Below are 24,008 nucleotides of genomic sequence, written 5' to 3' on the forward strand. Positions count from 1 at the left end.
TCCTTTTACGAAAATTTGATAATTTAATTGACAAGGTTGTTTTTCAACAGTGTAAACAGCATCTTTGCCTAAGCAAAGATGCTGTTTCTATAGCTATTCTATTTTAGTCCTCTTGTTTCAGTAATCCATATAAGAATATATTCATAATTTCATCTACTACTTCTTTTTGTTGGATATATTGTGAGGTTGTTTGGTCCATATTTAAAAAAGCTTGGCTCAAGACTTGGATATAGATTAATAATGTTTTGTTTTGAATCTCATTTCGAACTAAACCTAGTGAACGTCCTTCATCGATTAGGGAAATCAGCAATTTGAATGATTTGTTCATTGTAAAATCTAAAACTAATTCTTGTAGTTCAGGGTCTTTTTTCATTAATGCCGTAAACATTTCAAGATTAATTATATCGAGACCATTTTTCTTACGAATAAATAATTCCTTAATTTTTTCATTAAAAGGAATATCACTTGAAAGCATTTGTTTTGTTTCTTCGTATTGATGATCCATTAATCGAATAATTGTAGCTTTTAGTAGGGCTTCTTTACTACCATAATAATTGTAAATTGATACTTGTGATACATTCGCTAACTTTGCAATATCTGCTATTTTTATATCATTTAATGGTAATGACAATAATTTAGTTGTACTTTTTTCAATGCTCTCCATCTTCTGCAGAGTTCGTTTTTTATATCCGTCCAATATCGATACCTCCGTCATTATCTATACAATAGTATATCATGTTTTGAAATATTTTATTAAAATTATTTCAAAACATATTCTCTTTTTTAGGATTGAGGTATATACTAGTTTTGTAATAATAACAATGAAATATTTCAAAACAAAGCGGGAGGTTCATTTATGTACGCGATTGAAATTAATAATTTAACGAAGACCTATGGCAATTCAAGGGGAATTACAGATATAAGCTTCAATATAGAAGAGGGAGAAATATTTGGATTCATTGGTCCAAATGGTGCAGGTAAATCAACTACAATTCGAACTTTACTTTCGTTAATTTATCCTACGAGTGGAAGTGCAAAAATATTTGGAAAGGACTGTGTACAGTTTGCTCCAGAAATAAAAAAAGAAATCGGTTATTTACCATCTGAAGTTTTTTATTATGACAATATGAAAGTGATGGATTTGTTAAAATACTCTGCTAGTTTTTATAAAAAAGATTGTACGAAGCGAATAAAAGAATTAGCGGAAGTAATGGACCTCGATTTAACGAAGAAAATTGATGATTTATCTTTAGGTAATAAAAAGAAGGTAGGGATTGTCCAAGGATTACTTCATGAACCGAAGCTAATCATATTGGATGAACCGACAAGTGGTCTTGATCCTTTAATGCAACAAAGATTTTTTGACTTATTAGAGGAGGAAAACAAAAAAGGAGCAACGATTTTATTTTCATCTCACATTTTAAGTGAAGTTCAGCGTTTATGTGATCGAGTTGCAATTATTAAAGAAGGTAAGATTGTGACAGTAGAAAAAATAAGCACATTACAAGAAAACAATTACAAACGATTTAAAATAGATATTCAAAATAAACTGGATCCAAATTACTTTAATATGCCGGGTGTAAACAATATTGAAATCAAAGGGAAAACGATTAGCTTTATTTTTAAAGGTAATATAAATAAAGTTTTAAAGAAAATAGCAGAAATCGAAATTGAAAATTTATGGATTGAAGAGCCTGACCTGGAGGAGATTTTCTTACATTATTATGAAAAGGAGGCCTAATAAGCAATGAATATTTTTTTACATGAATTAAAAGCTTATCGGAAATCCACCTTTATTTGGACAGCTTCTTTAATGGCAATCGTCGTTTTTTTCTTATCTTTATTTCCAGCTATTGCAAAGGATTATGTACAATTCTCAAAAGTGTTAGAGGGTTATCCTGAGGGTGTAAGAAAGGCACTTGGACTTGAAATTGAGAGTTTTGGGAATGTTTTAGGGTTTTATTCCTATGTGTTTATTTATATTTCTCTTTGTGGAGCGATTCAAGCCATGATTTTAGGTACTTCTATTATTTCAAAAGAAGTACGTGAAAAAACAGCTGATTTTCTTTTAACAAAACCAGTAACTAGAATAAAAGTTATGACATCAAAGATTTTTGCAGGGGTTGTTTCTTTAGCGATTACAAATGTATTCTATCTAGTCGCAACTATTATGATGGCTCAGCATGTAAAAACAGCGGATTATAGTAGCAAGTCAATTATATTACTCTCTGTATCGTTGTTTATTACGCAATTACTATTTTTTGGAATGGGCATTTTAATATCAGTTGTATTTCCAAAAATTAAAGCGGTACTATCAATTTCTCTTGCGGTTGTTTTTGGATTTTTCGTAGTTGGTATGGTAGTAGCTACAGATGAAAGCAATGCCAAACGTTTTCTATCACCTTTTAAATATTTTGAACCGAAATATATCATTGCTCATTCAAAATTTGAATCACAATTTTTGATTATGTCGATTGGGATGATCATCGTTTCAATCTTTGCAAGCTACATGATTTATAAGAAAAGAGATATTCACGCAGTATAACTTAAAGGAAAGGGAGGGTGGACATGAATCTATTTTTAAGAGAAATGAAAACATATCGTAAATCGATTATTTTTTGGTGTATCGGAATTGTTTTTTTAGTAGGTAGTGGAATGGCGAAATATAAAGCTACAGCTTCAATTGGCCAAATAACTGACCTTTTTAATCAAATGCCGAAATCTCTTCAGGCTATAATGGGCTCAGGAGCACTGGATTTATCAAAGGCAAGCGGCTATTTTGGCATCTTAGTTTTATATTTATATTTAATGGCAACGATTCATGCGGCAATGCTAGGTGCTAATATAATTGCTAAAGAAGAGCGAGATAAGACAGCAGAGTTTTTATTTGTTAAGCCTATTTCTAGAATTAAGATCATAACTTCTAAATTAATGAGTGCTCTAGTAAACATCCTTATTTTTAATGGTATTACGTTGATATCCAGTGTTCTAATAGTAGGAAAGTATAGTAAAGGTGAGAATGTAAATGGTGATATAGCCGTGGTAATGGCTGGGATGTTTATTTTACAGCTATTATTTTTAGTAATTGGTTCGGCTATAGCTGCAGTTTGTAAAAATTCCAAAAAGGCTGCCTCTTATGCAACTGGTATTTTATTAATTACATTTATATTATCAATCGCAATTGATTTGAACGATCGGATTGAAGGCTTGAAATATCTTACACCGTTTAAGTACTTTGAAGCGAAAGATATTATGTATGGTGGAGGATTTGATGGTATTTATACAACTATTTCGATCGGATTAATCATTATATTAACGATTGTCACGTATGTTTCGTTTAAGAAACGGGACTTACATTTGTAGGGAAATGAAATTAAATAGAAGAATAAATTGTGTCAAAATCCAAGATAGGAATATTTTGGATTTGTTGACACTTTTTTTATTAAATATTATATTCAGAAAATATTGACATATATTATTAATCGCAATACCTTTAATATAGTAGGTTATTTCTTGCAAGGGGGTAAAACAAGGGGATGTTTCAACCAACAAAAGAATTTGCAGAATTTCTAGATCAAAAAGACTCATTATCAAATTATCGAGATGAGTTTTACTTACAACCCAATACTATCTATTTAGATGGAAATTCGCTAGGACTTCTTTCAAAAAGAGCAGAACAAAGTTTACTAGATTTATTAGATTCATGGAAGACGCTTGCAATCGATGGATGGATGCAGAGCGATCATCCATGGTATTATTTTGCAGAAAAATTGGGAGCATTAAGTGCACCATTAGTCGGGGCCAAAGAGAATGAAGTGATTGTAACTGGTTCAACAACTACAAATCTTCATCAATTAATTGCATCTTTTTATCACCCAAATGGTCAAAAAACGAAAATATTAGCGGATGAATTAAACTTTCCGTCAGATATTTATGCTATTCAAAGTCAATTAAAATTAAAGGGCTTTGATCCAGCAACTCACTTAATTCAAGTTAAAAGCCGTGATGGTCGAACAATTAGAGAAGAAGATATCATTGAAGCAATGACCGATGAAATTGCCTTAATTATTCTTCCAACTGTTTTATACCGAAGCGGACAATTATTCGATATAGAGAGATTAACAAAAGCTGCACATGAGCGTGGAATCATTATCGGTTTTGATGGATGTCATTCTGTTGGCGCAATCCCTCATCAGTTCCATGAATGGGACGTGGACTTCGCTTATTGGTGTAATTATAAGTATTTAAATAGTGGACCAGGTGGAGTTGGAAGCCTATTCGTTCACGAAAAGCATTTTGGTACAATGCCTGGATTAGCTGGTTGGTTCGGTTCAAATAAAGAAAAACAGTTCGATATGAAGCATGAATTTGTTCCGTCTGATACCGTTGGTGCTTATCAAATCGGTACCCCGCATATTTTAAGCATGGCACCGCTTGTTGGCTCACTTGAAATGTATAAAGAAGCTACAATTGAGAGAATTCGCGAAAAGTCTTTACAGAGTACAGCGTATTTAATGAGCTTAATCAATGAAGAATTAAGTGATTTTGATTTTACAATTGGTAATCCACTCGAGGATTCAAATCGAGGTGGACATGTTTGTCTTGAACACGATGATGCTGCAAGGATTTGTAAAGCATTAAAGTTAAATGGGATTGTTCCAGACTTTAGAGCACCAAACGTAATCAGATTAGCACCAATCGCATTTTATACTTCTTATGTAGATGTTTGGAATAGTGTACAAATCTTAAAGAAAATCATGGTTGAGAAACAATATGAACAGTTTAAGAATGAACGAGAAATCATCGCTTAGGAGTTGTTTGCCAATGACATTAATTGATATATCAAGAAGACTTGAAGATGGTATGCCTGTATGGCCAGGTGATACGAATTTTTCATTCCAATTGAGTTGGACAAAAGAGGAAAGTGGCTCTGTTAACGTTGGGAAGTTAACTTTAAGTACTCACACAGGAACGCATATTGATGCGCCATTTCATTTTGATGAAAATGGTAAGAGAGTCATAGATTTAGACCCTAATTTATATGTAGGCATTGCAAAAGTAATCGAGCTGATTGAAGTAGATAGCATAAAAAAGTCGGATTTAGAAGCTTTTCAATTCGATGGTGTAGAACGTTTATTAATTAAAACAAATTCATGGAAAAATGATAGCGTTTTCCCAGAGAGAATTCCACATATTGAAAAGGATGCAGCAGAGTTTTTACATGAAAAAGGCGTTAAATTAGTTGGGGTAGATGTACCTTCAGTTGACCCACTTGATAGTAAGGAACTAGAAGCACATCATGCTCTTCATCATGCCGGTATTCATATTCTCGAATCAATTGATTTGAGAAATGTAACTCCAGGTGAGTATGAGCTTATTGCATTACCGCTACCATTAACAGATGCAGATGGTAGTCCAGTACGAGCAGTTTTACGTAAATTAGTTTAGGGGGAAAAGGGAAATGACACAAGAGCAAAAAAAACTGACAGATTACGAGAAGTATATTCGAACAGAAGAATTATTAAGTTTACAAAAACCTGATGAAGAATTATTTTGCCCAGATGAATTAACGTTTCAAACAGTTCACCAAATTGCTGAGTTACATTTTAAATTAATCATCCAATCTATTCATTTTGCAGATAAACATATGCGTGCAAAAGAGGTTACGAAAGCAACACATCACTTACAACGCATTAATAATCACCTAGTACATTTACCGGCAGTTTTTGATATGGTAAAACTAGTAAGTCCAAGTGACTATCATATTATTCGTCTAGCATTAGGAAGAGGTAGCGGTCAAGATTCTCCAGGATTTAATGAAATCTTAAAATTAGGTCCAACACTTTGGCAGCCTTTTAAAGATTTATTAGATGAAAATTTACTTACACCTGTTCAATTACATCAAGATACAGCTAAAAACTTTGAGTTATTCCAATTAATGCAAGAATTAACTTGCTTCGATGAAAGATTCCAATCATTCCGCAGACAGCATATTCAACTTGTTCGTCGCATGATTGGTATGAATACAAAGAGCTTAAAAGGAGTACCAGCAGAAGCTTTAGAACGTGCTGTACGATTTGAATTTTATCCTGAATTATGGCAAACGGTTTGTGACTTAACAGATTTAACGGGGTCAAGCTATAATCCAAAGCCACTTTAATTAAATTGTTATGATAGGAAAAACAGATTCGATTATTCGATTCTGTTTTTTTTTACTTAAATTTTTAACTTAAAATGGAAAAATTGCATTATGGGTATGATAAGCCCATATGATTTTTTATTAGAGCGGGGTGAGTTCATGGAGAAAAATCTTCAAAAGCAATTAGACTTTGCTGCTTTTTTAAGTGTTATTTCCTACTTAATTCTTGCGACTGTAAAAGTACTCGTTAGTTTTTATACAAATTCTAGTGCTCTTTTAGCTGATGGGCTTAACAATGTGACTGATATTGGTGCGACTTTGGCTGTATTGATCGGAATAAGAATCGCAAGAAAACCGAGAGATTTAGACCATCCTTATGGACATTCAAGAGCAGAGCAAATAGCTACTTTAATTGCATCTTTTATTATGATGTCGGTTGGATTACAGGTTATTATTGAAAATATTCGATCACTTTTCGTTGGGGAATATGAGACTCCGAATAGATTAGCAGCTGTGGTGGCATTTGCTTCTGGAATTTTTATGTTTGGCATTTATTTTTATAATAATAAAGTTGCCAAGAGAACGAAGAGTAAAGGGCTTGAGGCCTCAGCAAAAGATAATTTTTCTGATGCGTTAGTTAGCTTCGGAACGACGATTGGTGTTCTTGGTGCTTCGATTGGTTTTCCTATAATCGATCCGATCGCGGCTATTTTAGTAGGTGCGATTATTTGTAAAACAGCATGGGAGATTTTTTATGATGCAACCCTACTATTAACGGATGGATTCGATCCAGAAGAAATGAATCTCTTTACTGAAACAGTTGATAAAGTACCAGGTGTACATAAAGTTGTAGATTTAAGAGCAAGAATGTACGGGAATACAACAATCGCAGATGTAGTCATTGAAGTAGACGGCGGAATAGATGTGAGTAAAAGTCACGGCATCACAGACCAAATCGAGATGATCTTAAGCGAACAACATGGAATTCAATATACACATATTCATGTTGAGCCATTAAGGTCAGGGAGAGCCGGAAAGGATTAAGGCTGTTAAAAACGGGGATCAAAAAAGAGTTTAAACTTTTTCGATCCCCGTTCTATTTAATTCATATCTTGTTTAATAAATACGATGAAAGAGATTAGTAATGCTGATATTCCCCATATTGATAAATTCATAAGAGAGAAGTGCATGTTTAATCCCTCAATGGAAGGGAGTTGACCGGCTAAGTAGTCAGTTAGGCCAAGGTTTACACTAAAGAAGTATTTTGCTCCTGACCATGATGTAGCTAGTCCGCTTAGAACGCTTCCTGTTATTAAAGCGGCTAGCATAATGCCCATTGCAGCAGGTGTAGTTCGAACTAATACGGAAACCATAAATGATAGAGTTCCAATAATAATACAAACAAACCAAGCAAGTCCAAAGGCCATTATGATGTATTGCCATTGGGGAATCAGTTGAACTGAATCAGTTAGTAGTTGGTTATTTTTGATGACAAATCCTGTTAACACAGGTACTGTCCAGCCTTTAAAGCTAAAAACAAATCCTGAAACGACATATGCCAATACGCCGTATAGAACGAGAAGAAAAGAGATTAATAAACAAATTGATATGTATTTACTAAGTAAGACCTTCCATCTTTTGATGGGACGGGTTAGTAGTATTTTTATTGTACCGTCGCTTCGCTCACCAGATATAATATCGATTGTGATGACCATGACCAATAGTGGTAGAAGTAGCCACCCAATACTTTGTTCAATTAATTTTCGTATAAATGTAGGTGCACCAGGCGTTGTAGGATTTATGTCGTTATCCAAATAATATTGCTCTTGATCAATTTGAACCTTTAACCAACTTTTCCATTCTTCAGGTATACCTGATGAGTTTAATCTATTCTGCTGGTCGACTATTTTTTGTTGAAGTGCTACTTTCCAATTATCAGTACCAAGTCTTTTAATTGTTTCTTCCGTTTGCTGCAGTTGAGCATATACAAAAATAGGGATTAGCACTGCTAATATGAAAAAGATAACAAGTATTCTTCTTTTCCTAACCATTTTTTCAATTTCATTAAAGACGAGTCTAATTAGTTCAGCCACGAACTTCGCCTCCAGTCATTTCCATGAATAAATCTTCCAATGTTTCAGACATTGTTTTAACGCCATTCACTTGCACATCTACTGCTACGAATTGTTGAATGACCTCATTTATTTTGAGAGGCGACATTCGGCACAGTATAAGCTCATCTTTTACCAAGATATCTTGAATGGTAGAATCCTTTTTTAATAAATCTAGCGCTTTATGTATTGGAGAAACTCGCCATTCAACTCTTTCAGCAGCTTCCTTTACTAATTCTTTTACTGTTGAAACTCTAACCATTTTCCCTTTATTTATAATTCCTACGCGATCACAAATCATTTCGATTTCACTTAATAAATGACTTGAAATAAAAACACTTATATTTTGCTCTTTAACAAGCATATGAATAAATTCACGTAATTCACGAATACCGGCTGGATCTAATCCATTAGTAGGTTCATCTAAAATAAGAAGCTTAGGGCCTCCAAGTAAGGCTTGAGCAATTCCCAATCTTTGCTTCATTCCGAGTGAATACGTCTTTACTTTTTCATGAATTCGATCGGTTAATTTTACTAAATTTACAACTTCACTTATTTTTTTCTCATCTTTAATCCCTAACATTCTCGCAAATTGATTTAGATTTTCCCAGCCGGTTAAATAACCGTATAATTCTGGATTCTCTACAATACAGCCAATTTGTCGCATCGCTTCTTTGAAGTGAGTTTTAACTGGATAACCAGCGATTTCAATTGTTCCTTTTGTTGGTTTAATTAATCCGACTAGCATTCGAATAGTAGTTGTTTTTCCAGCCCCATTTGGACCTAGAAAGCCAAATACTTCACCTTCATAAACTTCAAATGAAACTTTATCGACAAGTACTTTTCCTTTAATACTCTTTGTAACACCCTCTAATTTAAGAACTTTATTCATTCGACTCACCTCGAAGCTGACTTCCTATTTTACTAGTTAAGCGATTGGCCATTTCAATATAACCGTCTCTATTCGGATGAAAATGGTCAGTGTACAAATATTTCTTTTCTTCGTTAAAAAATAAATCGAATGTTGGAATGACGTATGCATTATTAGTTTGAAGTACTGATAATTCAAGTAGATTGTTCCATCTAGAAACAAAGCTTGACGATGCATCTAAACCTTGAACATTATGGAATGGGTTATAATAACCGAACGCATAAATAGATGCTGTAGGATTTTTTTGACGTATTAGTTTAAAAATTGATTGTAGATTATTTTTAAACGTTTTTTCATCTGGTCGATATGTCTTTAAAAATTGTTCGTTTAATTGATTAGCGCCAGGAAATAAATCATTACTTCCTATGGAAAGAACGATTATGTCCGCAGAGCCAATTGTTTCTTGTATATTTTTTTTCTTTAAATCGTTAAGTAAATTTGATGTTTTTGCGCCACTAACAGCTAAATTAGTGATTGTTGTTGGCTGTTTATACTCTTTTTGTAGACTAGTTTTTAATCTTCCTACATAACCTGTTCCTTCATCATCACCGACACCACGCGTAAGTGAATCTCCTAATGCAACAATCTTCAGTTTATTGTTTTTGTGAACACTGTCATTTTGATTATTTTTCTGTGCATTATTATTCACGATTAATTTGCTTTTTTGAGGATTTAAAACAGAATAAGCACCTTTCACGAAGCCATATGATAATAAAAGAAAACAAAGCAATGAAATGAACATGATAAACCGAACAAAATGATTGTATTTCAATTTTCACACCACCAAAAAAGGAAAAATTTTCATTATAAAATCATTATTACCATAATAAAATTAGATTTGCACGAAAAAACCTGTCCTCAAAAAAAAGAAGACAGGTAGATTAGTTTTATGAAGCACGTTTTAATTCTTTTACTTCTAATTTTTGTTCATTATTTAAGAAGTAATATGCCATTCCGACACCAACTGAACCACCAATAATATTTCCAAGTGTAACTGGAATTAAATTATGCAATACATCACTAAAAGAAAAGGCTACATCATGTGGCATAATATAAGATAATGTAAAGACTGCAATATTTGCGATACTATGTTCATAACCAGAGAAGAAGAAAGCAAATACTAATAAAAAGATCAGGAGTATTTTTGCTAAATCATCTTTAAATCTAGTTGGTAAAAAACAAGCAAGACAAACAAGCCAATTACATAAAATACCTTTAAAAAATAAGTGGATAAATGAGGCGTGAATTTTATGGTCAACTACACCTGTTAAAAAATGATCGGTAGGAAAATCCTTAGCTAGACCTGTAAAAAAATAAATAATCGCAAAAATAAATGCTCCAATAATATTACCTGAGTAACATGCAATCCAGTTTTTTACTAAATCTAATTTTGTAGTTTTTTTAGCTAAAGTTGAAAACGTAAAATACATTGTATTACTAGTAAATAATTCTCCACCACCATAAATAATCATAATTAATGCTGTAGAGAAAACTAGTGGATAAGCTACAGATGAAAATGGTGAATTTTGCAATCTAAATAATTCGGCTAATTTTAAACAGACAATGAGAATAAAGCTTATATAAATAGAAGCTAAGGCAGCACGAGTTAAATATTTAATTAAGCTTTGGTCTAGTATTTTCTTTTTTTTAAGAGCTAAATCAATACAATATTGGATACTATCTCGTTCCAAATGGTTTCACTCCCTATGCGCTCTTTGATTAACACATACATAGTATACAGACAAAAAACGACGGTAAGTTTGTGAAAATATGAACAAATTATGAAATTGAACAAGTTATATACGATTTATTATTTTTACTTTACATTTTTAAATAATCACCTTAAAACTGGTTGAAGATATAATATAATTTCATAGTAAACAGGTTTAGGTAAAAAAAGGAAAGATTCAAATTAGATTTTGAAAACTTAATAATAATATGGAGAGGTGATTTCGTTTGGAAAATGAATTTGAAGCAAAATTTGATGCGTTACTAAAAAAATATACGGAATTGTTATTAGGAGATTGGTCCGAGGAAAAACAAGCAAAAGTGGAAAAGTGGGTTATGTATACTTACATATCAAAATCAATGCCCGCATTAGTAAAACATTGGAATGATACATATCCTCAAGCTAAAGATGAAGTTGTTAATTTAATTAAAGAGATTAAAACGTTAAATGACCAGTATAGAGAAGCTATGGCTAACAAAAATAAGCAATAATATTTATCCATAATTTTCAAAGATGACGATAGATATAAATTATGATAATATAATATTAAGTAAGGGCATACATTTTTCAATAAACAAAATTCGACAAATTATTAAATAATTGTTTTAACAAATTTCAATAGATGATACATTAGTAATATATAGAGAGAAAAGTAAAGTTTAATTTTGGGGGTAGAGTAATGGAACAAGTTATGAAGAATGCTTTTTTATTTATGTCTAAAAATAAGTTTTTGACTAAAATGGCTAAAAAATATGGCCTAAGATTTGGTGCAGGACGTTTTGTTGCAGGCGAAACAATCGATTTAGCTACAAAAGTTATTAAGGACTTAAATAAAAAGAATTTAAAAGTAACAATTGATTATCTTGGAGAATTCGTTGACACGGTTGAAGAAGCAAATGAAATGGCTGATCACTGTATCGAAGCAATTGAAGCGATTGGAAAAGAAAAATTAAATTCACAATGTTCTCTAAAAATGACTTCGATGGGTCTTGATATTTCTGACGAGTTAGTTTTATCAAACATGCGTCGTATTTTAGAGGCAGCGAAAAAGAATGGTGTATTCGTTACAATTGATATGGAAGATTTCACTCGTTGTGAAAAAACAATTCGTATCTTTAAGCAATTAAGATCTGAGTACGATAATATCGGAACAGTTATCCAAGCGTATTTATACAGAACTGAAAACGATATTACAGATTTAAACAGCTTAAAACCAAATTTACGTTTAGTAAAAGGTGCTTATAAAGAGCCTGCTGAAGTAGCATTCCCAGAGAAAAAAGATGTGGATGAAAACTTCAAAAAAATCATTAAAATGCACTTATTAAATGGTAACTTTACTGCAATCGCTTCACATGATGAAGCAATGATTGAGTATACAAAACAATTAGTTAAAGAACATAACATTCCAAATGATCAATTTGAATTCCAAATGTTATACGGAATTCGTACAGAGCGTCAATTAGAGCTTGTTAAAGAAGGCTATAATATGCGAGTTTATGTTCCTTATGGTACTGACTGGTATGGATACTTCATGCGTCGTCTTGCAGAACGTCCTGCAAACGTTGCGTTCGTATTAAAAGGTATGTTCAGTAAATAATTTTAAAATTAAAGGCTGACTAAAAAGGATTGAGTGAAGATCCTTTTTAGTCAGCCTTTTTCTCTTTATACAGGATTTTTTTGTGATAAGTAATTATTAGTAAAACAACATTATTCTTATAATTGCTTTAGACAGCAAGGTCCTAATTTTAATATTAAACTTGAGTGAAAAAGCTTACTGACCCATATTTTTTTTACCGTACTGCTGATTGTTACTTTGTCTACCTTTTTCTTCTTTTTGATCTCCATGACTTGCATTACCTTGAACGCTTGCTGCACTAACTCCACCCTTTGATGGATTTCTTTCACGTTTCATATCTTATCACCTCCATTTCTTAGACTAACCTATTTAAATAAACTTATTAGTAAAAAATGGAGTGTGATAAAAAAAGAAGAGGGAGGATTTTACATCATAAATAAAATTTTATTAATTTGAACTTTTTGTTTATTGCGAAAAATAAGAATTTATCATATAGTGGAAGAAGAGGGCTCATTGATAATGGATTGTTTTATCCAGAAAGTGAATGAGTATTCATTCAAGATATGAGGAGGAGAAATGCATATGATCCAAAAAATTAAAAAAGCCGCTGTACTCGGCTCTGGTGTGATGGGATCTGGTATCGCTGCACACTTGGCAAACATAGGTATTCCAACATTACTACTTGATATTGTCCCAAGAGAACTATCTGAGGAAGATGCTACAAAAGGTCTTTCTACTGACTCCAAAGAATTTCGTAATCGATTTAGTCAAACGGCTATTCAGAAATTATTGAAACAAAAGCCAGCTCCTCTTGCATCTAAGAAAAACTTAACGTTAATCGGGCCAGGTAACTTTGAAGATGACATGAGTCGTTTAAGCGAAGTTGACTGGATTATTGAAGTAGTTGTTGAAAATTTAGCAATTAAAAAACAAGTATTAGCTAGTGTTGATGCATACCGCAAACCAGGCTCAATCGTGAGCTCAAATACATCTGGTATTTCAATTGAAGCAATGTCTGAAGACTGTTCAGATGACTTCAAGAAACATTTCTTAGGCACTCACTTTTTTAACCCACCACGTTACTTAAAATTATTAGAAGTTATTCCTACTAAACATACATCTGAAGAAGTACTTACATTTATGAAAAGTTTTGGAGAAGACGTTTTAGGTAAAGGCGTTGTATTAGCAAAAGATACTCCAAACTTTATTGGAAACCGTATCGGAACTTACGGATTACTTGTAACAGTACAAGAAATGCTAAAAGGCGGATACAGTGTTGGAGAAGTTGATTCAATTACAGGTCCAATGATTGGGCGCCCTTCTAGTGCTACATTCCGTACATTGGACGTAGTTGGATTAGATACGTTTATCCATGTTGCAAACAATGTTTATGAGCTAGTAGAAGGCGAAGAGAAAGAAGTATTTAAAGTTCCAGAATTTATGAAGGAAATGGCTAATCGTAATTGGCTTGGAAGTAAGTCTGGGCAAGGATTTTTCTTAAAGCAAGGCAGAGAAATCTTAGAATTAGATCCAAGCACATTTGAATATGGAGAAAGAAAAAGCTTGAAAACGGCTTCAACTGAAAGCATCAAACAAGTTAAAGGTTTAGCGAATAAGTTGAAAGCGCTTGTATACGCAGATGATCGTGCAGGTAATTTCTTATGGAGCATTATTAGCCCGGTATTAGTCTATTCAGCAGAATTGTCTGGTGAAATTTCTGATAACATCGTCGGAATTGACCAAGCAATGAAGTGGGGATTTGGCTGGGATTTAGGACCATTTGAAATTTGGGATGCAATTGGTGTATCTAAATCAGTCGTACGAATGGAAAGTGAAGGCTTAACTGTACCGAATTGGGTTAAGAATATGATCGATAGTGGCAACGAAACATTTTATAAGCAAGATAATGGAGTGACTAGCTTCTATCATAATGGCCAATTTGAAGAGTTAGTAAGAAATGATAAAGAAGTTAAATTAAGTGTTTTAAAAGAACAAGGCCGAATTATTAAACAAAATTCAGGTGCGAGTTTAATTGACCTTGGAGATGGAGTTGCATGTTTAGAATTCCATACAAAGAGCAATGCAATTGGCATGGATATTACGCAAATGATTAACTTCGCAGTTGATGAAGTTTCAAAAAATTATAAAGGCTTAGTTATTGGTAACCAAGCTAAGAACTTCTGCGTTGGTGCTAATTTAGCAATGATTTTAATGGAAGCGCAAGATGACAACTATTTTGAAATTGAAATGGTTGTTAAAGGATTCCAACAAGCAATGATGAAAATTAAGTACTCCGATAAGCCGGTAGTTGTAGCTCCTTACGGTATGACACTAGGTGGCGGTGCTGAAATTTGTTTACCAGCTGCTAGCGTAGTTGCATCTTCTGAAACTTATATGGGCTTAGTTGAAGTTGGAGTAGGCTTAATCCCAGGTGGGGGCGGTAGTAAAGAGCTTTACATTAAACAACTAAAACAGTTCCCAGAAGGTGTTGAGTTTGACTTGCAAGGTCTTGCAAATCGTGTATTTGAGACAGTTGCAATGGCAAAAGTATCGACTTCTGCTCAAGAAGCATTTGAAAATGGATTCTTAAATCATGATGATCGCAAAGTATTCAATGCAGATCACTTAATTTATGAAGCAAAACAACGAGTACTTGAGTTATATGAAGCAGGTTATAGTGCTCCAATTCGTGAGAAAGTACCAGTAGTTGGTGAGTCTGGTTATGCAACATTATTAGCTGGTGCAAACTCAATGTACTATTCTGGCTATATTAGCGAACATGATTTAACAATTGCTAAGAAACTAGCTTATGTAATTGCAGGTGGAAAAGTACCATTCGGAACGTTAGTAGACGAAGAGTATTTATTAAATATTGAACGTGAAGCATTTTTAAGTTTAATTTCGGAAATGAAATCTCAAGCACGTATGCAACACATGCTTGTAAAAGGAAAACCGTTACGTAATTAATCGGAGATGGAGGGAAGAACATGAGAGAAGCTGTTATTGTATCGGGTGCGAGAACACCTGTAGGTAAAGCGAAAAAAGGATCACTAGCAACAGTTCGTCCAGATGATTTAGGGGCATTAGTTGTAAAAGAAACATTAAAGCGTGCGGGAAATTACGATGGTCCAATCGATGATATTATTTTTGGTTGCTCATCGCCGGAAGCTGAACAAGGATTCAACATGGCGCGTAATATTGGAGCACTAGCTGGATTACCGCATTCAGTTCCAGGAATTACAGTGAACCGTTATTGTTCTTCAGGTCTACAAAGTATTGCTTATGCAAGTGAACGAATTATGTTAGGTCATTCTGAAGCTATTATTGCAGGTGGAGCAGAATCAATGAGTTTGCTCCCAATGGGAGGGCATGTTGCTCGTTTAAATAGTAGATTAGTAGAAAATGCACCAGAGTATTATATGGGTATGGGGCATACTGCTGAGCAAGTTGCCAATCGCTATGGTATTTCAAGAGAAGATCAAGATGCTTTTGCGGTACGTAGTCATCAGCGCGCTGCAGCGGCTATTAAAGAAGGGCGTTTTGTAGACGAAATCGTTCCAGTTGATGTAACGCTACGTTCGGTTAACGCAAACAATAAATTAGAAGAAAAGAATTTTACTTTTTCTCAAGATGAGGGTGTTCGTGAAGGGACATCTTCTGAAGTATTAGCTAAATTAAGACCAGCATTTAATGTGAGAGGTTCAGTTACAGCTGGAAACTCTTCGCAAACAAGTGATGGGGCAGCAGCAGTTTTAGTAATGGATCGCGAAAAAGCAGAAGCTGAAGGACTAAGTCCATTATTAAAATTCCGTTCTTTTGCAGTCGCTGGTGTAGCTCCTGAGGTTATGGGAATTGGACCTGTTGAAGCAATTCCAAAGGCTCTTAAATTAGCAGGTTTAAGCTTATCTGACATTGGAATATTTGAATTAAATGAAGCCTTCGCTTCTCAATCAATTCAAATTATTCGTCACTTAGGTCTTGATGAAGAACGTGTAAATGTAAATGGTGGAGCGATTGCATTAGGGCATCCACTTGGATGTACTGGTACTAAACTAACTTTGTCTTTATTACATGAGATGAAGCGACGTGGAGAGCAGTTTGGTATCGTAACGATGTGCGTTGGTGGCGGAATGGGTGCTGCTGGAGTATTTGAATTAGTTTAATAGATGTACTGAAATAGATTGTTAGAATCATGTCTTTAGATGAAGAGACAACAAGTAAATAGAAAATGGGAGGAATTTTCGATGGAAAAAACAATCGGTAACTTACTTAAAGGCGGAAGCTTTTTAACAACAGAAGTGACTTTTGATAAAGTTTTTACACCAGAGGATTTTACGGATGAGCATAAATTAATTGCAAAAACAACTGAAGATTTTGTAGTTAATGAAGTTTTACCTGAATTAGAATATTTAGAGCAACACGAATTTGATCGCACTGTAAGATTATTAAAACAAGCTGGTGAGTTAGGATTATTAGCTGCAGATGTTCCAGAAGAGTATGGCGGAATCGCATTAGATAAAATTAGCTCAGCATTAATTACAGAAAAAATTTCACGTGGAGGTGGATTCTCACTTTCTCAAGGAGCTCACGTAGGGATCGGTACACTTCCAATCGTATTATTTGGAAATCATGATCAAAAGCAACGTTATTTACCAGGATTAGCATCAGGTGAGAAATTTGCAGCTTATGCATTAACTGAGCCAGGTTCAGGATCAGATGCATTAGGAGCAAAAACTGTTGCTAAATTAAATGCTGAAGGAACTCACTACATTTTAAACGGTGAAAAACAATGGATTACAAACTCTGCGTTTGCTGATGTATTTGTTGTATATGCAAAAATTGATGGAGAGCATTTCTCGGCATTTATCGTTGAGAGAGATTATGAAGGTGTTTCGACTGGTCCAGAAGAAAAGAAAATGGGTATTAAATCATCTTCAACTCGTACATTGATTTTAGAAGATGTAAAAGTTCCTGTAGAAAACCTTTTAGGTGAAATTGGAAAAGGTCATGTTATTGCATTTAATATTTTAAATATAGGTCGTTATAAATTAGCTGTAGGTACTGTTGGTGGTTCAAAACGTGCTTTAGAATTATCTGCAACGTATGCTAACCAACGCCAACAATTCAAAACACCAATTGCAAAATTTAGTTTAATTCAAGAAAAATTAGCAAGTATGGCTACAAAAATTTATGCAAGTGAAAGTTCAGCATATCGTACTGTAGGACTTTTTGAGGATCGCTTTAGTCAATTAACTGAAGAGCAAGCAAAAGATCCAAAAGCAGTAGCAGCTGCTGTAGCAGAGTATGCGATTGAATGTTCTTTAAATAAATTCTTCTGTTCTGAAGTATTAGACTATGTAGCTGATGAAGGTGTACAAATCCATGGAGGATATGGTTTCATGGCTGAATATGAAATTGAGCGTATATACCGTGATTCACGTATTAACCGTATCTTTGAAGGAACAAATGAAATTAACCGTTTAATCGTACCAAGCACTTACCTTCGAAAAGCAATGAGCGGAGAACTTCCATTACTTCAACAAGCTCAACAAATTCAGGAAGAATTAATGATGTTAATGCCTGAAGAAGTTGGAGATGCACCTCTAGAGCAAGAAAAATATTTAGTTCGTAATGCGAAAAAGATCGCAATCATGATTGCTGGATTAGCCGTTCAAAAATTCGGTAAAGCATTAAGTAATGAGCAAGAAATTCTAGTAAATATTGCAGATATCGTAAGCAATATTTACGCGATGGAATCTACAGTTCTACGTACTGAAAAAGCGATTAATAAAGTAGGCTTAGAAAAATCAAACCAAAAATTACTTTATACTCAAGTATTCTGCCAAGAAGCATTTAATGAAATCGAAGCTCATGCGAAAGAAACACTTGTTGCTGTTGAGACTGGTGATACATTAAGAATGATGACTTCAGCACTTCGTAAGTTTACACGTCATACGCCAATTAATGTAATTGCGAAGAAACGTGAAATTGCAGCTAATGTATTAGCTGATGAGCGTTATACTGTATAATCTAAAAAAACTGCCGATCTAATGATTGGCAGTTTTTTCTTAATTCATTCGATAGATAGGATATTTTTCCCATGAGTTGTGCCATACTAGTATAAGTTGAATAATATTTAACTATATAGTGGGAAATTAAGGAATTACTCAGTATTTTTAAAAAAAGTAAAATTTTTGTTTAAATATACCGAAAAACACGAACGTTCTACTGGTTTAGTATTATTAATATTGCTATAATGGGTTGGACGACAAATTATTACAGAATTTTCGAACGGAACTATTTTAACTAGCTTATTCCCTGTGATAAAATAGAATTTGGGAGGAGTTGCTAAATGAGTATCATTTTTTATACATATCCAAAATGTGGAACTTGTCGTAAAGCTGCTTCATGGCTTAAAGAGCATAATATTCCAGTAGAAGCAATTGATATTACATTAAATCCACCTTCAAAGGATTTACTTGCTGATATTTTTAAAGCGAGTGGAATTTCAATAAATAAATTATTTAATACAAGTGGCGTTAAATATCGCGAGCTTGGGTTGAAGGATGTTATTCCAACAAAAACAGAGGACGAGCTTTTAGAATTATTAAGTTCAGATGGTAAATTAATTAAAAGGCCTCTACTTTTTAATGGAGATCAAGCGACAGTTGGTTTTAATGAAGAAGTATTTGAAAAGGTTTGGTTATAAAATAACTATATAATTTAAGGTAATTAATCAGAGGAGGATTTCACAATGTCAATTCCAAATGAACTACGTTATTCAGAAGAACATGAGTGGGTAAAAGTTGAAGGTAATAAATACTATATCGGTATTACTCATTTTGCTCAATCAGAGCTTGGAGATATCGTATTTGTTGAGCTACCAGAAGTAGGCGATGAACTTACTATTAATGAGCCATTCGGTAGCGTTGAGTCTGTAAAAACAGTATCTGAACTATATGCTCCAATCAGTGGTAAAGTAATCGAAGTAAACTCTGATCTAGACGAAAATCCTGAATTCGTAAACGAATCTCCATACGAAAAAGCTTGGATGGTAGTTGTTGAAGCTACAAATGCTTCTGAACTTGAAGAGTTAATGACTGCTGGTCAATACGAAGAAATGATTAATCAAGATTAATTATCTAATTAAGCGTCCTATTTGGGCGCTTTTTTATTTTATGTGTATAATATAAGTAATAAAGCTTAACTTATTTACATAAAACATAATTTAAAGGGACATTTTCATTTAGGGAAAAAAAGGAAACAAGAAAGGCAAAATCGAATATACTATATACAAAAGATTTTTAGTCAAAAGTTTTTGAGTCCTATACATTAGGTGATGCCCAGTGAATATTGAAGATCAAAGAAAAGTTATCATTGTCGAAGGTACTACTGATAAGAGAAAAATACAGACGATCATAAAGGAGCCTGTAGATATTATCTGTACGAATGGTACAGTTGGTACTTCAAAGCTAGATGAGCTTGCTGAAATGTTAGATTTAAGAGAAATCTATGTGCTAGTAGATGCAGATGAGGCCGGTGAAAAGCTTAGAAGACTGTTAAAAAGAGAATTTCCACAGGCAGAGCATCTGTACATTGATAGAAGTTATCGAGAAGTGGCAACAGCTCCGAGTCAACATTTAGCTAGTGTATTATTAGGGGCGGATATTTTAGTATTTACAGATTATTTACGTACAAATTAAAGAGGAATAAAGATTATGCAGCAATGGACAAAGAATGAAATAATGCAAAGAATTCAATCAAAAGAGACTACAGTTATTTACATCTATACCGCAATGTGTGGTACATGCCAAGTAGCTTCTAAAATGCTAGAAATTGTAAATGAGATTCTGCCAAATTTACCTATAAGCAAGGTAAATATTAATGAAATAGTGGAAGAAGCTCAAAACTGGAAGGTTGAAAGTGTACCTTGTTTACTTATTTTTGAGAATGGGGAAATGAAACAAAAAATCTATGCGTTCCAGTCTGTACCATATTTACATGAATTGTTAAAAAAATATAATTTATATATTAAACGATGAGTGCATACTGTATGTTGCACTCTTTTTATATGGCTTAAAATATTTCCTGATATTAGACATATTTCTCGGGAAATGAGTTGAATGCTGTAGAAATAAAATTAAAATATAGATTTTTATCAAGGTAAATGTCGAGCGAAATATAAAGAATACACCTCTTATCTATGAGAAAATAAGATTAAAGAATCCGGAAGAGGTGTTTATTATGGAAATCAAGGAGTGGATTGGACAAGCTAGAAACTTATTTATAAAAAAGGAATATTTACAAATCATTTTGCCAATCGAAGAAAGGATTGTAGAATTTAACTGTTTAAACGAAAAAGTTTTTATAAAGTTAAGTAAAAAGGCTCCTTTTATCGAAGTAATTGATCGTTCGATTCCGCAACTTAGAGTTAATTTTTCAAAAGATGGATGGGAATATCTAAATTCAGGTTCGCAAAGGTTAGGACTTTTATTAAAATTGAATGATGCTTATTTCGAAGGGAACTATCGATTATTACTACTAATGGAAACGATTTTTCAATATACAAGTGTTGAAAACGAAAAAAAACTTTTAGAAAATTGTTGACAATTAGTGTCTAACTTTGTAGAATTGGACTTACGTTAAAGAAATTACGTTAAACAACTTAATAGATCGTAAGTTAACTCTTATCGAGAGAGGTGGAGGGACTGTGCCCTGTGAAACCCAGCAACCGTCAATGATCGTCATTGAAATGGTGCTAATTCCTGCAAAGCAAATGCTTTGAGAGATGAGAGAAAGGAATACTTTTTGTATGTTAAACCTTTCTGCTCATGTGAGTTGAAAGGTTTTTTTGTTTTATACGACTAAAAAAGTACTTACTTACAAAAAATTGAAAGATAAGTTGTTAGAATGTTTTGAAAGGAGATCAAGTGTATGATTCAAATAAATAATGTAAGTAAAACATACAAAGGTAAAAAGGGCTCAGTTACCGCAGTGCAAAATGTTTCGTTAACGATTGAAGCAGGTGAAATTTTTGGCATGATCGGATATAGCGGCGCAGGGAAAAGTACGCTATTACGTATGCTAAATGGACTTGAGTCACCTACATCAGGTGAAGTAATTATTAATGGACAATCGATTTCTAAATGTTCATCTAGTGAGTTAAGAAAAGCAAGACAGAAAATAGGAATGATTTTTCAGCATTTTAATTTATTGTGGTCGAGAACAGTATTAGAAAATATACTTTTCCCACTTGAAATTGCTAGAGTTCCAAAAAAGGAAAGCATTGATCGTGCGAAAGAATTAATTAAACTTGTAGGTCTTGAAGGTAGAGAAAATGCTTATCCTTCTGAACTTAGTGGGGGTCAAAAGCAACGTGTTGGAATTGCAAGAGCACTTGCTAATAACCCAGATGTACTTTTATGTGATGAAGCGACTTCTGCATTAGATCCAGAAACAACAGATTCAATATTAGCTTTACTGACAAATATTAATAAACAGCTTGGTATTACAATTATCCTGATAACTCATGAAATGCATGTTATTCAAAAGATATGCCAACGAGTAGCTGTAATGGAAAACGGAAATGTAGTAGAAGAAGGCCATGTTGTTGATGTATTTACTCGTCCTAAACAAGCAATTACAAAGAAATTTGTGACGCAAATCAAAGGCAATGATGAAGAATTAGACAGTGAAGTAATTTCTGATGGAGATGGAAAGGATAATACTTACAAGCTAACCTTTAAAAATGGTCAAGCAGATCAGCCGCATATTTCAGAAGTAGTTAAGCACTTTGACATTGAGATTAACATTTTGCAAGGAAAAATTGTTCAAACTGCTGAAGGCTCTTATGGGACAATGAAGATTCAACTTGTTGGAGACATAAATAACATCAAAGAGGCAATTGCTTACTTAGAATCAAAACAAGTTGAAGTGGAGGTAGCATAAGATGACACAACTTTTTCCGAATGTTGATTGGGATGCAATGCTTTTAGCTACTCAAGAAACATTATTCATGACAGTTATAGCTGCGCTTGCAACGTTCATTTTTGGACTAATAATAGGTTTATTCTTATTTTTAACTAGTAAAGACCAATTACTTGAAAATAAATTTTTTAATACAATCCTAGCAGCGTTTGTAAATATTTTTCGTTCAATACCGTTTATCATTTTAATTATTCTATTAATTCCATTTACGATCTTTATACTTGGATCTATGCTCGGAGCAAAAGCAGCATTACCTGCATTAATTATCGGGGCTGCACCATTCTATGCAAGAATGGTCGAAATCGGATTACGTGAAATTGATAAAGGTGTAATCGAAGCTGCAAGAGCAATGGGAGCTAGTACATTTACAATCATCGTAAAAGTATTAATACCAGAAGCATTACCAGCTATTATTTCAGGTTTAACTGTTACAACAATCGCAATTGTTGGTTATACAGCAATGGCTGGTGTAGTAGGTGGTGGTGGACTTGGAAACTTAGCATTTATGGAAGGATACCAACGTTCTAATAACCAAGTTACTCTTGTTGCGACAGTAATTATTTTATTAATCGTATTCATTCTTCAATTTATTGGTGATTTAGTAACAACAAAAATAGATAAAAGAGCTTAACATATAAGGGAGGAACTGACAGTGAAATTCAAAAAAATCGTAGGCATATTAGGAGCAGGTGTTTTAGCATTATCTTTAGCAGCATGTAATAAAGGTGGAGAAGATAAAAATAAAGAATTAGTTGTTGGTGCATCAAATGTACCGCACGCAGTTATTTTAGAACAAGCTAAACCGCTTCTTAAAAAAGAGGGAATTAACTTAAAGATTGTTAAATTCCAAGATTATGTACTACCAAATAAAGCATTAGCTTCAAAAGAATTAGATGCAAACTATTTCCAACACATTCCATATTTAGAGTCTCAAATGAAAGAAAATGGTTATAAATTTGAAAACGCTGGTGGGATCCACATCGAGCCAATCGGAGTTTACTCTAAAAAATATAAGAACTTAGATGATCTACCAGATGGAGCTAAAATTATCATGAGTAGCTCAGTAGCTGACCATGGTCGTATGTTAAGCTTATTACAACAAGAAGGTTTAATTAAACTTAAATCTGGAATTGATCCAACTACAGCTCAAATTAAAGACATTGCTGAGAATCCAAAACACTTAAAATTCCAAGCTGATGTAGACGCTGGAATGCTTCCAAAAGTTTATCAAAACAATGAAGGCGATGCAGTTTTAATTAACACAAACTACGCGATTGATGCTGGGTTAAACCCAATGAAGGATGCTATTGCTTTAGAAGGTAAAGAATCTCCATATGTAAACATTATCGCTGTTCGTAAAGGTGACAAAGATAAAAAAGAAATCAAAGAGCTTGTAAAAGTTTTACACTCTAAAGAAATTCAAGATTTCATCATTAAAAAATACAAAGGTGCAGTAGTACCTGTAAGTCAATAATAAGAAAAGAGAGGGGATCCCAAGTGCTTTTGAAATGTACCCCGAATAATAAAAAAGGGTG

The 24,008-nt window shown here is 33.5% G+C and carries 26 protein-coding genes and 1 riboswitch; of the genes, 20 read left to right on the top strand and 6 right to left on the bottom strand.

Annotated features, from left to right (window positions below; all coding sequences use genetic code 11):
- Nucleotides 1-103: 103 nt before the first annotated feature.
- Nucleotides 104-697: a TetR/AcrR family transcriptional regulator gene (locus ABEY15_RS12925; RefSeq protein ID WP_429890490.1), complete on the bottom strand. Its 594-nt coding sequence runs from the start codon at nt 695-697 to the stop codon at nt 104-106.
- 159 nt (nt 698-856) lie between these two features.
- Here ABEY15_RS12925 and ABEY15_RS12930 point away from each other — a divergent pair, with 159 nt between their 5' ends.
- The 7 genes from ABEY15_RS12930 to ABEY15_RS12960 all read left to right on the top strand — a co-directional run bounded on the left by ABEY15_RS12930 (nt 857) and on the right by ABEY15_RS12960 (nt 7,183).
- Complete coding sequence (locus ABEY15_RS12930) at nt 857-1,741, top strand: ATP-binding cassette domain-containing protein (RefSeq protein WP_429890491.1); 885 nt, start codon at nt 857-859, stop codon at nt 1,739-1,741.
- 6 nt (nt 1,742-1,747) lie between these two features.
- Nucleotides 1,748-2,545, top strand: coding sequence for an ABC transporter permease subunit (locus ABEY15_RS12935; RefSeq protein WP_429890493.1), 798 nt, complete (start codon nt 1,748-1,750; stop codon nt 2,543-2,545).
- Between the two features lie 23 nt (nt 2,546-2,568).
- Nucleotides 2,569-3,363, top strand: coding sequence for an ABC transporter permease subunit (locus ABEY15_RS12940; protein WP_429890494.1), 795 nt, complete (start codon nt 2,569-2,571; stop codon nt 3,361-3,363).
- 173 nt (nt 3,364-3,536) lie between these two features.
- Entirely contained in the window at nt 3,537-4,811 is a 1,275-nt protein-coding gene (kynU, locus tag ABEY15_RS12945) for a kynureninase (RefSeq protein WP_429890495.1), read from the top strand.
- A gap of 13 nt (nt 4,812-4,824) precedes the next feature.
- A complete protein-coding gene (gene kynB, locus ABEY15_RS12950; RefSeq protein ID WP_097976278.1) occupies nt 4,825-5,448 on the top strand; it encodes an arylformamidase in 624 nt (207 codons plus the stop codon).
- A gap of 13 nt (nt 5,449-5,461) precedes the next feature.
- Nucleotides 5,462-6,160 (top strand): tryptophan 2,3-dioxygenase family protein, encoded by a 699-nt coding sequence (locus ABEY15_RS12955; RefSeq protein WP_429890496.1) that lies wholly within the window; start codon nt 5,462-5,464, stop codon nt 6,158-6,160.
- A gap of 138 nt (nt 6,161-6,298) precedes the next feature.
- On the top strand, nt 6,299-7,183 hold the full coding sequence (locus tag ABEY15_RS12960) for a cation diffusion facilitator family transporter (protein ID WP_429890498.1): 885 nt from the start codon (nt 6,299-6,301) through the stop codon (nt 7,181-7,183).
- A 56-nt stretch (nt 7,184-7,239) separates the two neighbouring features.
- Here the strand turns inward: ABEY15_RS12960 and ABEY15_RS12965 are convergent, their stop codons facing one another.
- The 4 genes from ABEY15_RS12965 to ABEY15_RS12980 form a co-directional block, all read right to left on the bottom strand.
- The gene (locus tag ABEY15_RS12965; protein WP_286141630.1) at nt 7,240-8,199 is read right to left on the bottom strand and encodes an ABC transporter permease; all 960 of its coding nucleotides are present in this window, start codon (nt 8,197-8,199) and stop codon (nt 7,240-7,242) included.
- A gap of 25 nt (nt 8,200-8,224) precedes the next feature.
- Nucleotides 8,225-9,142, bottom strand: coding sequence for an ABC transporter ATP-binding protein (locus ABEY15_RS12970; protein WP_429890499.1), 918 nt, complete (start codon nt 9,140-9,142; stop codon nt 8,225-8,227).
- Nucleotides 9,135-9,953, bottom strand: coding sequence for a GDSL-type esterase/lipase family protein (locus ABEY15_RS12975; RefSeq protein ID WP_429890500.1), 819 nt, complete (start codon nt 9,951-9,953; stop codon nt 9,135-9,137). The genes ABEY15_RS12970 and ABEY15_RS12975 overlap by 8 nt, the downstream gene beginning before the upstream one ends.
- Nucleotides 9,954-10,068: 115 nt before the next feature.
- Nucleotides 10,069-10,872: a formate/nitrite transporter family protein gene (locus ABEY15_RS12980; RefSeq protein WP_429890502.1), complete on the bottom strand. Its 804-nt coding sequence runs from the start codon at nt 10,870-10,872 to the stop codon at nt 10,069-10,071.
- 265 nt (nt 10,873-11,137) lie between these two features.
- Between ABEY15_RS12980 and ABEY15_RS12985 the strand changes: the two genes are divergently transcribed.
- Together ABEY15_RS12985 and ABEY15_RS12990 are read left to right on the top strand one after the other, a co-directional pair.
- A complete protein-coding gene (locus ABEY15_RS12985; protein WP_429890503.1) occupies nt 11,138-11,401 on the top strand; it encodes a DUF2573 family protein in 264 nt (87 codons plus the stop codon).
- 188 nt (nt 11,402-11,589) lie between these two features.
- Nucleotides 11,590-12,507, top strand: coding sequence for a proline dehydrogenase family protein (locus ABEY15_RS12990; RefSeq protein ID WP_098232477.1), 918 nt, complete (start codon nt 11,590-11,592; stop codon nt 12,505-12,507).
- Between the two features lie 174 nt (nt 12,508-12,681).
- On the opposite strand, the gene ABEY15_RS12995 is transcribed toward ABEY15_RS12990, so the two are convergent.
- Nucleotides 12,682-12,822 (bottom strand): YuzL family protein, encoded by a 141-nt coding sequence (locus ABEY15_RS12995; RefSeq protein WP_091023494.1) that lies wholly within the window; start codon nt 12,820-12,822, stop codon nt 12,682-12,684.
- A gap of 249 nt (nt 12,823-13,071) precedes the next feature.
- On the opposite strand from ABEY15_RS12995, the gene ABEY15_RS13000 reads away from it, so the two are divergent.
- The 11 genes from ABEY15_RS13000 (at nt 13,072) to metQ (ending at nt 23,947) form a co-directional block, all read left to right on the top strand.
- The gene (locus ABEY15_RS13000) at nt 13,072-15,453 is read left to right on the top strand and encodes a 3-hydroxyacyl-CoA dehydrogenase/enoyl-CoA hydratase family protein (protein WP_429890531.1); all 2,382 of its coding nucleotides are present in this window, start codon (nt 13,072-13,074) and stop codon (nt 15,451-15,453) included.
- Between the two features lie 20 nt (nt 15,454-15,473).
- Nucleotides 15,474-16,649 carry an acetyl-CoA C-acetyltransferase gene (locus ABEY15_RS13005; protein WP_429890504.1) on the top strand — a complete coding sequence of 392 codons (1,176 nt, stop codon included), beginning with the start codon at nt 15,474-15,476 and terminating at the stop codon, nt 16,647-16,649.
- An 81-nt stretch (nt 16,650-16,730) separates the two neighbouring features.
- The gene (locus tag ABEY15_RS13010; protein WP_429890505.1) at nt 16,731-18,515 is read left to right on the top strand and encodes an acyl-CoA dehydrogenase family protein; all 1,785 of its coding nucleotides are present in this window, start codon (nt 16,731-16,733) and stop codon (nt 18,513-18,515) included.
- 323 nt (nt 18,516-18,838) lie between these two features.
- Entirely contained in the window at nt 18,839-19,195 is a 357-nt protein-coding gene (locus ABEY15_RS13015; protein ID WP_429890507.1) for an arsenate reductase family protein, read from the top strand.
- A 45-nt stretch (nt 19,196-19,240) separates the two neighbouring features.
- Nucleotides 19,241-19,624 carry a glycine cleavage system protein GcvH gene (gene gcvH, locus ABEY15_RS13020; protein WP_248267150.1) on the top strand — a complete coding sequence of 128 codons (384 nt, stop codon included), beginning with the start codon at nt 19,241-19,243 and terminating at the stop codon, nt 19,622-19,624.
- Nucleotides 19,625-19,838: 214 nt separating this feature from the next.
- Nucleotides 19,839-20,189, top strand: coding sequence for a toprim domain-containing protein (locus ABEY15_RS13025; RefSeq protein ID WP_088014517.1), 351 nt, complete (start codon nt 19,839-19,841; stop codon nt 20,187-20,189).
- Between the two features lie 15 nt (nt 20,190-20,204).
- Nucleotides 20,205-20,528, top strand: coding sequence for a thioredoxin family protein (locus tag ABEY15_RS13030; RefSeq protein WP_097976300.1), 324 nt, complete (start codon nt 20,205-20,207; stop codon nt 20,526-20,528).
- A gap of 202 nt (nt 20,529-20,730) precedes the next feature.
- Complete coding sequence (locus ABEY15_RS13035) at nt 20,731-21,093, top strand: hypothetical protein (protein WP_429890508.1); 363 nt, start codon at nt 20,731-20,733, stop codon at nt 21,091-21,093.
- 77 nt (nt 21,094-21,170) lie between these two features.
- Nucleotides 21,171-21,281, top strand: a riboswitch (SAM riboswitch).
- A 139-nt stretch (nt 21,282-21,420) separates the two neighbouring features.
- Nucleotides 21,421-22,434, top strand: coding sequence for a methionine ABC transporter ATP-binding protein (locus ABEY15_RS13040; protein WP_429890509.1), 1,014 nt, complete (start codon nt 21,421-21,423; stop codon nt 22,432-22,434).
- 1 nt (nt 22,435) lies between these two features.
- Complete coding sequence (locus ABEY15_RS13045; protein ID WP_114346906.1) at nt 22,436-23,104, top strand: methionine ABC transporter permease; 669 nt, start codon at nt 22,436-22,438, stop codon at nt 23,102-23,104.
- Nucleotides 23,105-23,125: 21 nt separating this feature from the next.
- Nucleotides 23,126-23,947: a methionine ABC transporter substrate-binding lipoprotein MetQ gene (gene metQ, locus ABEY15_RS13050; protein WP_429890511.1), complete on the top strand. Its 822-nt coding sequence runs from the start codon at nt 23,126-23,128 to the stop codon at nt 23,945-23,947.
- Nucleotides 23,948-24,008 lie beyond the last annotated feature (61 nt).

The organism is Gottfriedia acidiceleris, from assembly GCF_050457485.1.
Taxonomy (GTDB): domain Bacteria; phylum Bacillota; class Bacilli; order Bacillales; family Bacillaceae_G; genus Gottfriedia; species Gottfriedia acidiceleris_D.

Coding starts and splice junctions, on each gene's coding strand:
- ABEY15_RS12995 (WP_091023494.1), bottom strand. CDS start 12,822: ATGAAACGTGAAAGAAATCCATCAAAGGGTGGAGTTAGTGCAGCAAGC.
- gcvH (WP_248267150.1), top strand. CDS start 19,241: ATGTCAATTCCAAATGAACTACGTTATTCAGAAGAACATGAGTGGGTA.
- ABEY15_RS12940 (WP_429890494.1), top strand. CDS start 2,569: ATGAATCTATTTTTAAGAGAAATGAAAACATATCGTAAATCGATTATT.
- kynB (WP_097976278.1), top strand. CDS start 4,825: ATGACATTAATTGATATATCAAGAAGACTTGAAGATGGTATGCCTGTA.
- ABEY15_RS12990 (WP_098232477.1), top strand. CDS start 11,590: ATGGAACAAGTTATGAAGAATGCTTTTTTATTTATGTCTAAAAATAAG.
- ABEY15_RS13045 (WP_114346906.1), top strand. CDS start 22,436: ATGACACAACTTTTTCCGAATGTTGATTGGGATGCAATGCTTTTAGCT.
- ABEY15_RS12935 (WP_429890493.1), top strand. CDS start 1,748: ATGAATATTTTTTTACATGAATTAAAAGCTTATCGGAAATCCACCTTT.
- ABEY15_RS13005 (WP_429890504.1), top strand. CDS start 15,474: ATGAGAGAAGCTGTTATTGTATCGGGTGCGAGAACACCTGTAGGTAAA.
- ABEY15_RS13015 (WP_429890507.1), top strand. CDS start 18,839: ATGAGTATCATTTTTTATACATATCCAAAATGTGGAACTTGTCGTAAA.
- ABEY15_RS12955 (WP_429890496.1), top strand. CDS start 5,462: ATGACACAAGAGCAAAAAAAACTGACAGATTACGAGAAGTATATTCGA.
- ABEY15_RS13030 (WP_097976300.1), top strand. CDS start 20,205: ATGCAGCAATGGACAAAGAATGAAATAATGCAAAGAATTCAATCAAAA.
- ABEY15_RS13040 (WP_429890509.1), top strand. CDS start 21,421: ATGATTCAAATAAATAATGTAAGTAAAACATACAAAGGTAAAAAGGGC.
- ABEY15_RS13010 (WP_429890505.1), top strand. CDS start 16,731: ATGGAAAAAACAATCGGTAACTTACTTAAAGGCGGAAGCTTTTTAACA.
- kynU (WP_429890495.1), top strand. CDS start 3,537: ATGTTTCAACCAACAAAAGAATTTGCAGAATTTCTAGATCAAAAAGAC.
- ABEY15_RS12970 (WP_429890499.1), bottom strand. CDS start 9,142: ATGAATAAAGTTCTTAAATTAGAGGGTGTTACAAAGAGTATTAAAGGA.
- ABEY15_RS12930 (WP_429890491.1), top strand. CDS start 857: ATGTACGCGATTGAAATTAATAATTTAACGAAGACCTATGGCAATTCA.
- ABEY15_RS12960 (WP_429890498.1), top strand. CDS start 6,299: ATGGAGAAAAATCTTCAAAAGCAATTAGACTTTGCTGCTTTTTTAAGT.
- ABEY15_RS13035 (WP_429890508.1), top strand. CDS start 20,731: ATGGAAATCAAGGAGTGGATTGGACAAGCTAGAAACTTATTTATAAAA.